Origin of the sequence: Luteimonas gilva (assembly GCF_005239095.1) — a bacterium.
In the GTDB taxonomy this organism is placed as follows: Bacteria; Pseudomonadota; Gammaproteobacteria; order Xanthomonadales; family Xanthomonadaceae; genus Luteimonas_C; species Luteimonas_C gilva.
On sequence record NZ_SZUA01000002.1, the window covers coordinates 890122 to 902956 of the forward strand.

11 protein-coding genes are annotated in these 12835 nt (G+C 66.2%); 7 read left to right on the forward strand and 4 right to left on the reverse strand.

Annotation, left to right across the window (positions count from 1 at the left end):
* Positions 1-13: 13 nt before the first annotated feature.
* Complete coding sequence (locus FCE95_RS12085) at positions 14-880, reverse strand: LysR family transcriptional regulator (protein ID WP_137267260.1); 867 nt, start codon at positions 878-880, stop codon at positions 14-16.
* Between the two features lie 100 nt (positions 881-980).
* Between FCE95_RS12085 and FCE95_RS12090 the strand changes: the two genes are divergently transcribed.
* Positions 981-1724, forward strand: coding sequence for a hypothetical protein (locus tag FCE95_RS12090; protein WP_137267261.1), 744 nt, complete (start codon positions 981-983; stop codon positions 1722-1724).
* 172 nt (positions 1725-1896) lie between these two features.
* Here the strand turns inward: FCE95_RS12090 and FCE95_RS12095 are convergent, their stop codons facing one another.
* Positions 1897-3504 carry a GMC family oxidoreductase gene (locus FCE95_RS12095; protein ID WP_137267262.1) on the reverse strand — a complete coding sequence of 536 codons (1608 nt, stop codon included), beginning with the start codon at positions 3502-3504 and terminating at the stop codon, positions 1897-1899.
* 120 nt (positions 3505-3624) lie between these two features.
* Here FCE95_RS12095 and FCE95_RS12100 point away from each other — a divergent pair, with 120 nt between their 5' ends.
* The 4 genes from FCE95_RS12100 (at position 3625) to FCE95_RS12115 (ending at position 6885) form a co-directional block, all read left to right on the forward strand.
* Positions 3625-4974 carry an NTP/NDP exchange transporter gene (locus tag FCE95_RS12100; protein ID WP_189644737.1) on the forward strand — a complete coding sequence of 450 codons (1350 nt, stop codon included), beginning with the start codon at positions 3625-3627 and terminating at the stop codon, positions 4972-4974.
* A 61-nt stretch (positions 4975-5035) separates the two neighbouring features.
* The gene (locus FCE95_RS12105; protein ID WP_137267263.1) at positions 5036-5917 is read left to right on the forward strand and encodes a metallophosphoesterase; all 882 of its coding nucleotides are present in this window, start codon (positions 5036-5038) and stop codon (positions 5915-5917) included.
* Entirely contained in the window at positions 5914-6489 is a 576-nt protein-coding gene (locus FCE95_RS12110; RefSeq protein ID WP_137267264.1) for a DUF922 domain-containing protein, read from the forward strand. The genes FCE95_RS12105 and FCE95_RS12110 overlap by 4 nt, the downstream gene beginning before the upstream one ends.
* 42 nt (positions 6490-6531) lie before the next feature.
* Positions 6532-6885, forward strand: a complete 354-nt coding sequence (locus FCE95_RS12115) for a DUF1304 domain-containing protein (RefSeq protein WP_137267265.1) — start codon at positions 6532-6534, stop codon at positions 6883-6885.
* Between the two features lie 110 nt (positions 6886-6995).
* On the opposite strand, the gene FCE95_RS12120 is transcribed toward FCE95_RS12115, so the two are convergent.
* Together FCE95_RS12120 and FCE95_RS12125 are read right to left on the reverse strand one after the other, a co-directional pair.
* The gene (locus FCE95_RS12120) at positions 6996-7463 is read right to left on the reverse strand and encodes a hotdog fold domain-containing protein (RefSeq protein WP_137267266.1); all 468 of its coding nucleotides are present in this window, start codon (positions 7461-7463) and stop codon (positions 6996-6998) included.
* Between the two features lie 112 nt (positions 7464-7575).
* A complete protein-coding gene (locus tag FCE95_RS12125; protein WP_137267267.1) occupies positions 7576-10050 on the reverse strand; it encodes an acyl-CoA dehydrogenase in 2475 nt (824 codons plus the stop codon).
* Between the two features lie 198 nt (positions 10051-10248).
* Here FCE95_RS12125 and FCE95_RS12130 point away from each other — a divergent pair, with 198 nt between their 5' ends.
* Complete coding sequence (locus tag FCE95_RS12130; protein WP_137267268.1) at positions 10249-10836, forward strand: TetR/AcrR family transcriptional regulator; 588 nt, start codon at positions 10249-10251, stop codon at positions 10834-10836.
* A 102-nt stretch (positions 10837-10938) separates the two neighbouring features.
* Entirely contained in the window at positions 10939-12738 is a 1800-nt protein-coding gene (locus FCE95_RS12135; protein ID WP_137267269.1) for a phosphoenolpyruvate carboxykinase (GTP), read from the forward strand.
* The last annotated feature ends 97 nt before the right edge of the window (positions 12739-12835 follow it).

Sequence of the window (12835 nt, forward strand, 5' to 3'; positions counted from 1 at the left end):
GCTAAAGCCCACCCTACGCCTTCGCCGCGGCCCGCTTGAGCAAGGCGGCGTCTTCGCTGCGCAACTCCCGCTCGCTGCCGACCAAATGGATTTCGTTCGTGCATATCCGTCCGCGCAGGCGGTGCACCTGCACGCGCGAGCCGTAAGCGCGGCCCAGGGCCGAGTCCAGCGGCACCACCGACCAGCCGCGGCCGGCGGCGACGCTTTCCAGCGCTTCTTCCAATTCCTCGAAATGGTCAACGCGGCGCCACGGCTGCGGCAGCGGTATGCCGTTGGCCTCGAACCAGCGGAAGAAGACGTACTCGAATTCTTCGTAGGTGACGAAGGGCAAGCGCGGGATGTCTTCCGGCGCCGGCGCCGCGCGCCGCGATTTCGGCCCGACCAAGGCGAGTTCTTCCTCGCCCAACAACGCCGAAGCGATGCCGGAGGTCACCAGCGGCCGATAGCTCACGCCCAGCGCCACGCGCCCGGTTTCCAGCAGCGTCAGCACACCGGCCGCGGTGCGGAACAGCACTTCGACCGGCCGCTCGCGCGGCAGCAGCTTCATCAACCGCGGCACCAGCCGGTAACGGCCGAAGCCGGAGACGCAGGCGATGCGCAGCGGCTCCAGGCCTTCGGCCTCGCCGACGCCGTCCCAGGCATGCTGCAAGTCGAGGTAGGCGCGTTCGATCGAAGCGGCCAGGGTGCGTCCCTGCGGCGTCAATGCCAGCCGGCGCCCGGATTTGCGGAACAGCTTCGCGCCGAGTTGGGCCTCCAGCTGCTGCAGATCGTAGGTGACCGCGGAAGGCGATTTGTGCAGCGCGCGCGCCGCGGCGATGACGCCGCCGCTGGCGACCACGGTGCGGAACACGGACAGGCGCTTGAAGTCGGGCGCGGGCATGGGTCCATTCTAGGCGTTCGAACGACGCGGCGACGACTTGAAATAGTCGCGCCCGTTCGGCGCCGCTACGCTTCGCCGATCAATCCTCGGGAGGCGAATCATGCGGCTCCAAGCTCTGTTCCTGCTGGCTCTCGCGCTGTCGGCGCCCGCCGCGGCGCAATCGCCCGCTTCCACCCGCGACAGCGGCGACGCGGCGCATCTGTTCGCCTATTGGCCGAAGAAGGGCATGGAGAAGCGCTTCGACGAAGGCTACCGGACCCATCTGCAATGGCATCGCGGCCAGCGCGATCCGCTGGTCTGGTACGCCTGGTACGTGTACGACGGCGAACGCGCCGGCCTGTTCGTGGACGGCAGCTTCGGCGCGCCGTTCGCCGCTTTCGACCATCGCGTCGATCCGGCCGGCGACGGCGCCGACGGCGATCGCAACGTCACGCCCTATGCCGACACCGCGTTCCGCGCCAGCTACCGCGTGCGGCGCGAACTGAGCACCGGCTTTCCGCTCGAGCAGTGGCGACCGAGCAAGCGCGTGCAGGTGTTCCACTACACGCTGCATGCCGGCACCCGCGCGCGCTTCGAGCGCGCTTTGTCCGCGGCGCACGCGAACCTGTCCAAGCAAACGGACGCGCCCGCCTACACGTGGTACGAGAAGGTGGTCGGCGGCATTGCGCCGGAATACATGCTGATGGTCGCTCGCGACGGCTGGAAGAGCTACGACGCGCATTCCGCGGCTTTGGACGAGCTGGTCGGACCGGATCGCTTGCAAGACTTGGCGGCTGCGGTCGACGAAGTGCGCGTCGAGACCTGGCTCTATCGCGAAGATCTGAGCCTGATTCCCGAAAGCTGACGCTGCAATAGCGGGCTCGCTCTGCTTTTTCGGCTTGTGTAGAGCGGAGCTTGCTCCGCTGCCGTTGTTTTTTGCGTTGAAGACCTCCGCGTCCGAAAACCGAAAAGCAGCGGAGCAAGCTCCGCTCCACACAAGCGGAAGCTTTCCAGCAAAATCAGCGGGGCGAGCGGCCCTACGAAGCGGGCAGGCCGCGGATCAGGTCCGCCGCGCGTTCGGCGATCATGATCGTCGGCGCATTGGTGTTGCCGCCGATCAGATTCGGCATCACCGAGGCGTCGACCACGCGCAAGCCCTCGACGCCGCGCACGCGCAGCTGCGGATCGACCACCGACGCATCGTCGCCGCCCATCCGGCAGGTGCCGATCGGGTGATACACGGTTTCCGCTTTGGCGCGGACGAAGTCGGCCAGTTCGGCATCGCTCAGATCGCTGCGGGCCGGGAAGATCGGCGTGCCGCGATACGGGTCGAAGGCCTTCTGCGCGAAGATTTCCCGCGACAGCTTGGCGCATTCGACCATCATCTTCAGATCGAAGCCTTCGGCGTCGCTCAGGTAATTCGCTTCGATCCGCGCCTTGGTCGCCGGGTCGGCGCCGTTCAAGCGGATCCGGCCGCGACTGCGCGGACGCAGGAAACAAGCGTGCAGGGTGTAGCCGTCGCCGGACAGACGGCGGCGGCCGTGGTCGTCGAGCATCGCCGGAACGAAGTGGAACTGGACGTCGGCGCGTTCGTCCGGCGCGTAGCGCGAACGCACGAAGCCGCCGGCTTCGGCGATATTGCTGCTGCCCGGCCCGCGGCGGCCGCGCAGGTAGTAGTTGAAGGCGATGACCGCATCGCTGACCCGATCGTAGCTGACCGGTTGCGTGCTGTGCTGCAGGGTGCAGATGTCCAGATGGTCCTGCAGGTTGGCGCCCACGCCAGGCGCGTCGACCGCGACGTCGATGCCGTGCTCGCGCAATTCGGCCGCCGGGCCGATGCCGGACAGCATCAGCAACTGCGGCGAATTGATCGCACCGCCGCTGAGCAGCACTTCGCGCTCGGCGCGGACCTCGGTTTCGCGGCCCTCGTGGCCGAAGACGGCGCCGACCGCGCGTCCGTTTTCGATCAGGATGCGCCGCGCCAGCGCGCCGGTGCGGATGTGCAGGTTGGGCCGCGGCTTGGCCGGATCCAAATAAGCGACCGCGGCCGAGCAGCGCGCGCCGTCGCGCTGGGTGACTTGGTAGAAACCCACGCCTTGCTGTTGCGGGCCGTTGAAATCCCCGTTTTGCGCGAAACCGGTTTCGCGGCCGGCGGCGACGAAGACGTGCGAGAGCGGATTGGTGTAGCGCAGATCGGAAACGGTCAGCGGGCCGTCGCCGCCGTGCAGCGCGTCGCCACCGCGGCGGTTGCCTTCGCTGCGCTTGAAGTAGGGCAGCACGTTCGCCCAATCCCAATCGGCGGCGCCCTGCGAGGCCCAGTCGTCGTAGTCGCCCGGCACGCCGCGGATGTAGCACATCGCGTTGATCGAACTGGAGCCGCCGAGCACCTTGCCGCGCGGCCACCACAGCATGCGGTGGTCCAATTGCGGCTCGGGCGCGGTGTCGTAGTTCCAGTTGACGCCTTTCTGGCCGACCAATTTGGCCAGGCCCGCGGGCATGTGGATGAAGGGGTGCCAATCGCGCGGGCCGGCTTCGAGCAGCAGAACCTTGGTCGCCGGATTTTCGGACAGGCGGTTGGCGAGCACGCAGCCGGCCGAACCCGCGCCGATGATGATGTAGTCGTAACGCTGGGCAGGATCGGGCATCGGCGGAAGGTAGGCGGCGCGGTTAGAGCATATGCTCGGCCATCCGCAATGCGTGCGGTGGCGCGCAGACAACGCATCGGCTAACGTGCCGCGGACCCGCCAGGAGCGTCGCGCGCGATCGTGAACAGCCCGTCCCCCGCCAACCGCCTGGACCGCCTCCGCTCCGCTTTCGCCGAATCGCCGCCCCTGTGGTGGGCGATGCTGTATTTCTTCTGCCTGTTGACCGGCTACTACATCCTGCGGCCGGTGCGCGAGGCGATGGGCGCTTCGCGCGATGCGGCGACGGTGTTCCCGCCCTGGATGATCGATTGGTTCGCCTCGCACGGCGTGGCGCTGGACCAGTTCATGCTGCAGGCGCTGTTCACCGGCACCTTCATCGTCATGCTGCTGCTGCAACCGGTGTACGGCGCTCTGGTCAGCCGCTATCCGCGGCGCGTGTTCCTGCCGGTGGTCTACGGTTTCTTCATCGCCTGCCTGGTCGGGTTCTATTTCGCCTTCCGCGTCGAATTGCCGGGGCGCGGCATGGTCTTCTTCATCTGGCTGACCGTCTTCAACCTGTTCGCGGTGGCGGTGTTCTGGAGCTTCATGGCCGACGTGTTCAACAACGTCGAGGCCAAGCGGGTGTACGGCTACATCGGTGCGGGCGGTACGATCGGCGCATTCCTGGGTCCGATCCTGACCCGGAACCTGGTCGAACGGGTCGGCATCGCGAATCTGTTGCTGGTATCGGCGGTGCTGCTGAGCTTGTGCATCGTCTGCATCCTGCGCCTGCGGCTGTGGGCGGTCGCGCGCGAACAAGAGCGCGGGCGCAAAAGCGGCGAAGTGCCGATGGGCGGCCACGTGCTGGCCGGCCTGAAGCTGATCGCGCAGGAGCCGTTGCTGCGCGCCTTGGCGTTGCTGACTTTCTTCGGCGTCGGCGTGGGTACGCTGCTCTACAATGAGCAGGCGGCGATCGTGAAGAAGTTCTACGACACCGCGGAGGCGAGCACGGCGTTCTATTCGGGCATCGATTTGGCGGTGAACGGGCTGACCCTGGTAATCCAGCTGCTGCTGACCCGCTTTCTGTTGTCGCGCTACGGGATCGGTCCGGTGCTGCTGATCCCGGCGCTGGCGATCCTGTTCGGTTTCTGCGCGTTGGCCGCTTCGCCGTTGCCGATGCTGGTCGCGGTGGTGCAAGTGGTCACCCGCGCCAGCGAATTCTCGTTGGCCAAGCCGGCGCGCGAGACGATCTACACCCGGGTCGGCCGCGAATGGCGCTACAAGGCCGCCACGGCGATCGACACGGTGATCTACCGCGGAGGCGACGTGAGCTTCGCCTGGATCCACAAGGCGCTGTCGGCGTTCGGATCCAGCGCGGTATTCCTGGCCGGCGTCGGCGTGGCGCTGGGCATGAGCTTCGGCGCATGGCGTGTGGTCCGGGCGCAACGCGCGCTGCCGGACGAGGTCCAGCCCGAAGGCGCCAAATCGTGACGGCCGCGATTCAGCGGAGAACTGCTTTCCTAGAGTCATGGCTGAAGGCAGACGCTGACGGATGAAGTGGTGGACGCGGACCCAAGGCCGGCGGCGCGCGCTGCAGTGGACGGTGCGCGGCTCGGCGCTGCTGATTCTGGCCGGGCTGCTATGGGGATTCGTTTGGGAGCCCGGCAGGCTGGTCGAACGCGATTACGCGATCGCGTTGCCGCACTGGCCCGTGCAATGCGACGGGCTGCGCTTGGACGTGGTGTCCGACACCCACACCGGCTCGCCGCACAACGGCGTCGACAATCTCGACCGCATCGTCCAGCGCCTGACCGCCAGCGATTCGCAGGCGGTGCTGATGGCCGGCGATTACGTGATCCTTCGTGTGTTCATGGGCACTTATGTGCCTGCCGAGAAATTCGCCTCGCACTTGCGGCCGCTCACCGCGCGCAAGCCGGTGTATGCGGTGCTCGGCAACCACGATTGGTGGAAGGACGGCGCCAAAGTGCGGCGCGCGCTGGAATCGGCCGGGGTGATCGTGCTGGAGAACCAAGCTGCTGAGATTCGCTTGAGCGGATGCACATTCTGGATAGCCGGCCTGGGTGACTTTTGGGAAGGCCATCCGAACATCGGCGCGACCTTCGCAGCCGTCGACGACGCCGCGCCCGTGGTCGCGCTGACCCACAATCCGGATCTGTTTCCGCGGATTCCGGCGCGCGCAGCGCTGACCGTCGCCGGGCATACGCACGGCGGCCAAGTGCGATTGCCGTTCATCGGTACGCCGGTGGTGCCGGCGCGGCAACGTTACGTGAGCGGAACGATCGTCGAAAACGGCAAAACGTTGTTCGTCTCGCCCGGCATAGGCACCAGCATCCTGCCGGTGCGCTTCGGCGTGCCGCCGGAGATTTCGCGGCTGACGTTGCGCAGCGCCCGCGCGGACGATTCGCAGCCATGAACTTCCATCGCTGCGCCGGCGCGATGGCGGGCTGGTTGCTCTTCGCCACGGTGGCCGCGGCGGCGGAGCCGCAGCTGATCGTCGAAGAGTCCACGGTCTACTATCCGGTCTACGGCCGGGACCGCGAGCAGTTGATGGTCTCCTTGCGCGTTCCGGGCGGGGGCGGGAGCGCGCATGGCCTGACCCGTTCGGAATTCCGGCTGGAAACCGAATTCGTGCAGGACAGGAATCGCTGCATCGTGCGACGGCTGGCCATCCGCTTGAACGTGCGCATCGATCTGCCGCGCTGGGACGACGCTTCGCCGATACCCGCCGATCTGCGCGACGACTGGCGCATCATCAGCGAACGCACCGCACGCCACGAGGGCCTGCATCGCCGGAACGCGCTGGATGCGGTCGAAGACCTGCGCGCGGCATTGCGGCGCCGTCCGCCCGATACCGCCTGCGCCGATCTGACCAAGGCCATCCGCCGCGAAACCAACCGCGTCCGCGCGCGCTGGCAATTGCGCGACAGCCTGCTCGACCAGCGCGACGTGCTGCGGCTGCCGGCACGGCCTGCGCGGCGGCGCTGAAGCGCGGTAGGATCGGCGCCACCGAATCGCCGAGGGGACGCCATGCAGACGATCGCGCAAGTCCTGACCGCCGTGGTCGCCCTGCTGCACCTGTATTTCCTGGTGCTGGAGATGTTCCTGTGGACCCGGCCGCTGGGCTTGAAGGTGTTCGGGCAATCGCTGGAGAAAGCGCAGCAATCGAAAGTGCTGGCCGCGAACCAAGGCCTGTACAACGGCTTCCTGGCGGCGGGCCTGGTCTATGGCCTGGCGACCGGATTTCGCGAGTTCTGCCTGTTTTTTCTGGCTTGCGTAGTAGCCGCGGGGCTGTACGGTGCGGCGACGGTTAGCCGCAAGATCCTGTTCGTGCAGGCCTTGCCGGCGGCGTTGGCGATCGCGGCTTGGCTGGCGATTCGCTGATCTTGCTTGTGTAGAGCGGAGCTTGCTCCGCTGCTTATGCTTTTCGTAGGAGCGGCTTTAGCCGCTCCTACGAAAAGCAGAGCCAGTCCCGCTTTACGAAGCGGCGGCCGCTAGGCTCGGGGCGACAGCCACATCGAAATGCGCGCCCGGAATACGACCTGATCGCCGGGATCGGTGACGGTGACGTCGACAGGCCATTCGTAGCCCTGATCGGATTCGACGAGCCGCTGCGCCGGCAGCGCCGTGGCGCACATCTTGCCGACCGCCTTCTTGACGTATTCGACGGTCATGCCTTTCGGGATCCAGCGCATCGAAGCCGGCAGGCTGGCGTCGGTCATCAACCCCGCGGTCAACTCGGCCAGGTTGCACAGCGCGATCGCGTGCACCGTGCCGATGTGGTTGGTGACCTTGCGCCGGTGCCGGATCGTGGCCACGCAGCGGTTCGGTTCCAGCGTTTCGATCCGCGGCGAAATGCTGGCGAAGTAGGGCGCTTTCAGGCAGACGGCGCGCGAGAACAGCCAGTGGCCGGCGGGCCAGCGGGTGATGCGCTGGTACTGGGCAAGCACGGAAGCGGCCATGCCGGGTTCCTCGTCGGGTTCTCGATGATTTGTGGGAGGGCTTCAGCCCCGACGCTTTGACTGAAAAGCGTCGGGGCTGAAGCCTCTCCCACAAGAGCTCAGCCGCTACGGCTCAGGCCGCCGCGCGCGATGCCTGCACGCCGTGCAGCGAACGGTAGCCCGCCGAGCGCAGTTCTTCCGGATCGAAATCGTCGACCATGATCGCGTCGAGGGTGATCTTGCGCAGTTCTTCCAGTTGGATGCGCTCTTCGGCGGTGATCCAGCCTTCCTTCACGCCTTCGTCGAGCTGCGCGTCGAATTCCAGCGCTTCGATGTCGCTGTTCTTCAGCGCCTTGAGGAATTTGCGCTCGACCGGTTCGGCCAGGATCACCTTCGACAGATAGCTGTTGATGCGGCCGGCCGGGTTGTTGGCGCAAGGCGTCAGGAACACGCCGTCGGCCAGGCGGTCGCGCGCATCGCACGGCGTCATCAGCAGCGCGGCGGCGCGGTGGCCCAGGCGGTCGCTCGGCGCCTGCGCGCGGCGACCCCAGGGGAAGATAAGCAACCACAGCAGCCAGCCGACCGGGCGGATCGGGAAGTTGCGCAACGCGCCGGACAACGCGGTTTCGATCTTGTTGATCGAATCGTGGAAGGCCCAGGCCAACAGCGGCTGATCGCCGGCCGGGTTGCCTTCGTCCTGGTAGCGCTTGAGCATCGCGCTGGCGATGTACAGATGGCTCAGCACGTCGCCCAAGCGGCCCGACAGCGATTCCTTGAACTTCAGCTTGCCGCCGAGCAGCAGCATCGACGTGTCGGACATCACCGACAGGCAAGCGGAATAGCGGTTGAGCTTGCGGTAGAAACGGCGCGTGTAGTCGTCGCCGGGCGCCGAGCCGATCTTGGCGCCGGTCAGGCCGAACCACCAGCTGCGCACTGCGTTGGAGATCGCATAGCCGATGTGGCCGAACAGCGCGGTGTCGAATTCGTCGACGCGCTGCTTCGCGTCCGGCAGCTGCGCCGCTTTCATTTCCTTCATCACCCACGGATGGCACAGGATCGCGCCCTGGCCGAAGATCATCAGGCTGCGGGTCATGATGTTGGCGCCTTCCACCGTGATCATGATCGGCGTGGCCTGCCAGCTGCGCCCGGCGTAGTTGCGCGGGCCGAGGATGATGCCCTTGCCGCCGTGGATGTCCATCACGTCGCGCGAGACTTCGCGGCCCATCTCGGTGCAGTGGTATTTGGCGATGGTCGACGGCACGGCCGGATTCTCGCCGCGCGCCACGGCCGCGGCGGTGGCTTGCGACAGCGCGCTGGTCGCGTAGGCCTTGCCGGCGATGCGCGCCAGCGCTTCTTCCACGCCTTCGAAGCGGCCCACCGACAAGCCGAACTGCTTGCGGATGCGCGCGTAGGCGCCCGACACGACCGCGCCGAGCTTGGCGCCGCCGCTGGCGGTGGAGGGCAGGGTGATCGAGCGGCCGATCGACAGGCATTCCATCAGCATCTGCCAGCCGCGGCCGGCATAGTCTTCGCCGCCGATCAGCTGCGACAGCGGCACGAACACGTCCTTGCCGTGGATCGGGCCGTTCTGGAACGGCGTATTGAGCGGGAAATGGCGGCGGCCGATCTCCAGCCCCGGCGTGTCGTGCGGCACCAGCGCCAGCGAGATGCCGATGTCCTTCTTGTCGCCGAGCAGGCCGTCCGGATCGTACATGCGGAACGCGACGCCGATCAGCGTCGCCACCGGCGCGAGGGTGATGTAACGCTTATTGAGCGTCAGCTTGATGCCGAGCACGCGCGCGCCGTTCCATTCGCCCTGGCAGACGATGCCGTAATCGGGAATGGAGGTCGCATCGGAACCGGCGAACGGGCCGGTCAGCGCGAAGCAGGGCACTTCGCGGCCGTCGGCCAGACGCGGCAGGTATTGCTGCTTCTGCTCGTCGGTGCCGTAGTGCATCAGCAGTTCGGCCGGGCCCAGCGAGTTCGGCACGCCGACGGTCGAGCTCACCGTCGAAGAAATCGACGCCAGCTTCTGGATGACCTTGTGGTTCATCAGCGCCGAGAAACCCAGGCCGCCGTATTCCTTCGGGATGTTCAGGCCGAAGAATTTGTTGCGCTTGATGAAATCCCACATTTCCGGCGGCAGGTCGGCGCGGACATGGGTGATGTCCCATTCGTCGACCATCTTGCACAGCTCTTCGCAGGGGCCGTCGAGGAAAGCTTGTTCGTCCGCGCTCAGTTGCGGCTTGGGCAGCGACAGCAGCTTGTCCCAGTCGGGCTTGCCGGAGAACAGTTCGCCTTCGAAGCCGACTGTGCCCGATTCCAGCGCGGTGCGCTCGGTATCCGACAGCGGCGGCAGCAGCTTGGTGTAGAACTTCAGCAGCGGCGCGGTGATGTAGGGCTTGCGGATCTGAGGCAGCAGCAGCGGCACCGAGATCAACGCGACGACGACCGCAGCGACGATGGTGGCGGTGGTGTTGGCGCCCAACAACCAGCAGGCGACTAATAAGGAAGCGGTCAGCGCCGCCCACACCGCCAGCCGCAGCCGGTGGTAGGCGGCGAAGGCGCCCGCGAGCAGAAAGGCGAGGAAGGGAATCGCAACGCTCATGGCAGTGCTCCGGCGAGCCCGCAGGCTCGGCTATAAGGTTAGGGCCGAGCGCGTGAAGTGCCGAGGGTCGGCCGTCACGGCTTTACCATACGGGCAAGTATGGATAGTATGCTGGGCAAACGTCAATACGGGACAGTAGGGAGTCAGCTCCGGTATTCGATACTTTCCGGGACCTTTTCGTATGGATACACTGCGCCTATGAATCTAGCCGCCGCCAAATCCGAACGCAGCGGCCGCCTGAGCGCCGACGACTGGGCGCAGGCCGCCCTGGATTTGATTGCGGAACAAGGCGTTGCGGCGGTGGCGGTGGAGCCGCTGGCGCGCCGTTTGGGCGTCACCAAGGGCAGCTTCTATTGGCATTTCCCCTCGCGCGACGCCTTATTGGTAGCGGCGCTGGAGCGCTGGGAGAAGGTCGAGCAGGAAACCGTGTTCGGCCAGTTGGAGCCGATCCCCGACCCGCGCCAGCGCCTGCGTTCGCTGTTCCATTTGGTGGCGAACGAGGTCAAATCGCACGTCGTCTACTCCGAGCTGCTGAAGGCGCTGGATCACCCGGCCGTGCAGCCGGTGATCGGCCGCATCTCCGAACGCCGGCTCGAATACCTCACCGCTTCGTTCCGCCAGGTCGGCCTGAGCCGAACCGATGCGCGCTACCGCGCGCAATTGCTGTACGCGGCTTACGTCGGTTTCCTGCAGTTGAATCTGCAGCTGCACCAGACCCGGATGCAGCACGACGAATTCGAGGCCTACGTCGAACACATGATGGACACGCTGATTCCCAAAGCCTGAGCGCATCCGCCGGCTTTGTAGAGCGGGGCTTGCTCCGCTCGAACCGAAAAGGCAGCGGGGCAAGCCCCGCTCTACAAAGCAAAGAAACATTCGAGGGATCGTATGAGCGCGACGACAGAACATTTCGGCAAACATCCGGGCGCGGTCCCGACAGGCAGCCAACTGCAGGCGCTGAACCAGTGGGTATTGGAAACGGCGATGCTGACCGAACCGGCCCGCATCCATTGGTGCGACGGCAGCGACAGCGAATTCGAAGACCTGATCGCGCAGATGCAGGCCGACGGCAGCTTGCTGCCGCTGAATCCGGATACCCACCCGAACAGCTGGCTGCACCGTTCCGATCCGGACGACGTGGCGCGCGTCGAGCACCTCACTTTCGTCTGCACCGCCGACCGCGACGTCGCCGGCCCCAACAACCATTGGATGGCGCCCGACGAAGCGCACGTCAAGATGGACGCGCTGTTCGCCGGCTGCATGCGCGGCCGCACGATGTACGTGATTCCGTATTGCATGGGCCCGATCGATTCGCCGCTGGCGCGTTGCGGCGTGGAGATCACCGATTCGCCGTACGTGGTCGCCAACATGCGCATCATGACGCGCATGGGCGCCGCGGCGCTGGCGCGGATCGAGCGCGAGGGCAGCTTCGTGCGCGGCTTGCATTCGACGGGCGAGCTCGACCCCGAGCGCCGCTTCATCATGCATTTCCCCGAAGAGCTGCTGATCCAGAGCTACGGTTCTGGCTACGGCGGCAACGCCTTGCTGGGCAAGAAATGCCACGCGCTGCGCATCGCTTCCTACCAAGCGCGGCAGGAAGGCTGGCTGGCCGAGCACATGCTGATCGTCGGCATCGAGAATCCGCAAGGCGAGACCCACTACATCGCCGCGGCCTTCCCCAGCGCCTGCGGCAAGACCAATCTGGCGATGCTGATTCCGCCGGAAAGCTATCGGAAAGCGGGCTGGAAGGTGTGGACGGTCGGCGACGACATCTGCTGGATGCGGCCGGGCGCCGACGGGCGCTTGTACGCGATCAATCCCGAGGCCGGCTATTTCGGCGTCGCTCCGGGCACGTCCGACAAGTCCAATCCGAACGCGCTGGCTTCGATCCAGCGCGACACCATCTTCACCAACGTTGCCACCACGCACGATCAACAACCGTGGTGGGAAGGCCTGGACGATCGCGTGCCGGCGAAAGATTGGCAGGGCCGCGACTACGCGCCCGGCAACGGCCCGGCGGCGCATCCCAACTCGCGCTTCACCGTCAGCGCCAAGCAGTGCCCCAGCTATTCGCCGGAGGCCGAGAATCCGCAAGGCGTGCCGATCAGCGCCATCGTCTTCGGCGGCCGCCGCGCTTCGCTCGTGCCGCTGGTGTTCGAGGCGCGCGATTGGACCCACGGCGTGCTGATCGGCGCGTCGATGGGTTCGGAGACCACCGCTGCGGCCACTGGCGCGGTCGGCGTGATGCGCCGCGACCCGATGGCGATGAAGCCGTTCTGCGGCTACAACTTCGCCGACTACTTCGCGCATTGGTTGTCGTTCGACAAGCCGGACGCGAAGCTGCCGAAGATCTTCCACGTCAACTGGTTCCGCAAAGGCGACGACGGCAAATTCCTGTGGCCCGGCTTCGGCGACAACATGCGGGTGCTGGAGTGGATGATCGGCCGCGTCGAAGATCGCGCCGATGCGCTCGATACGCCGATCGGCCGCCTGCCGCGTGCGGAAGACCTGAATCTGGAAGGCGCGGCGCTCAGCGCCGAAGCGCGCGAAAAGCTGTTCGCCGTCGATCGCGACGCTTGGCGCGCGGAGAGCGAAAACATCGCGGCGTATTTGCAGGACTATGGCGATCGCGTACCCGCAGCGCTGCATGCGGAACGAGCGCGCTTGGCCGAACGACTGAAAACCTGATTCCCGCAAATCGGGATCGAAAGAGGCCCGCATCCGCGGGCCTTTTTATTGCGTTCGTTTTTGCCGGCAGGGGCTCGGCATAGGCCGAAAGTCATGG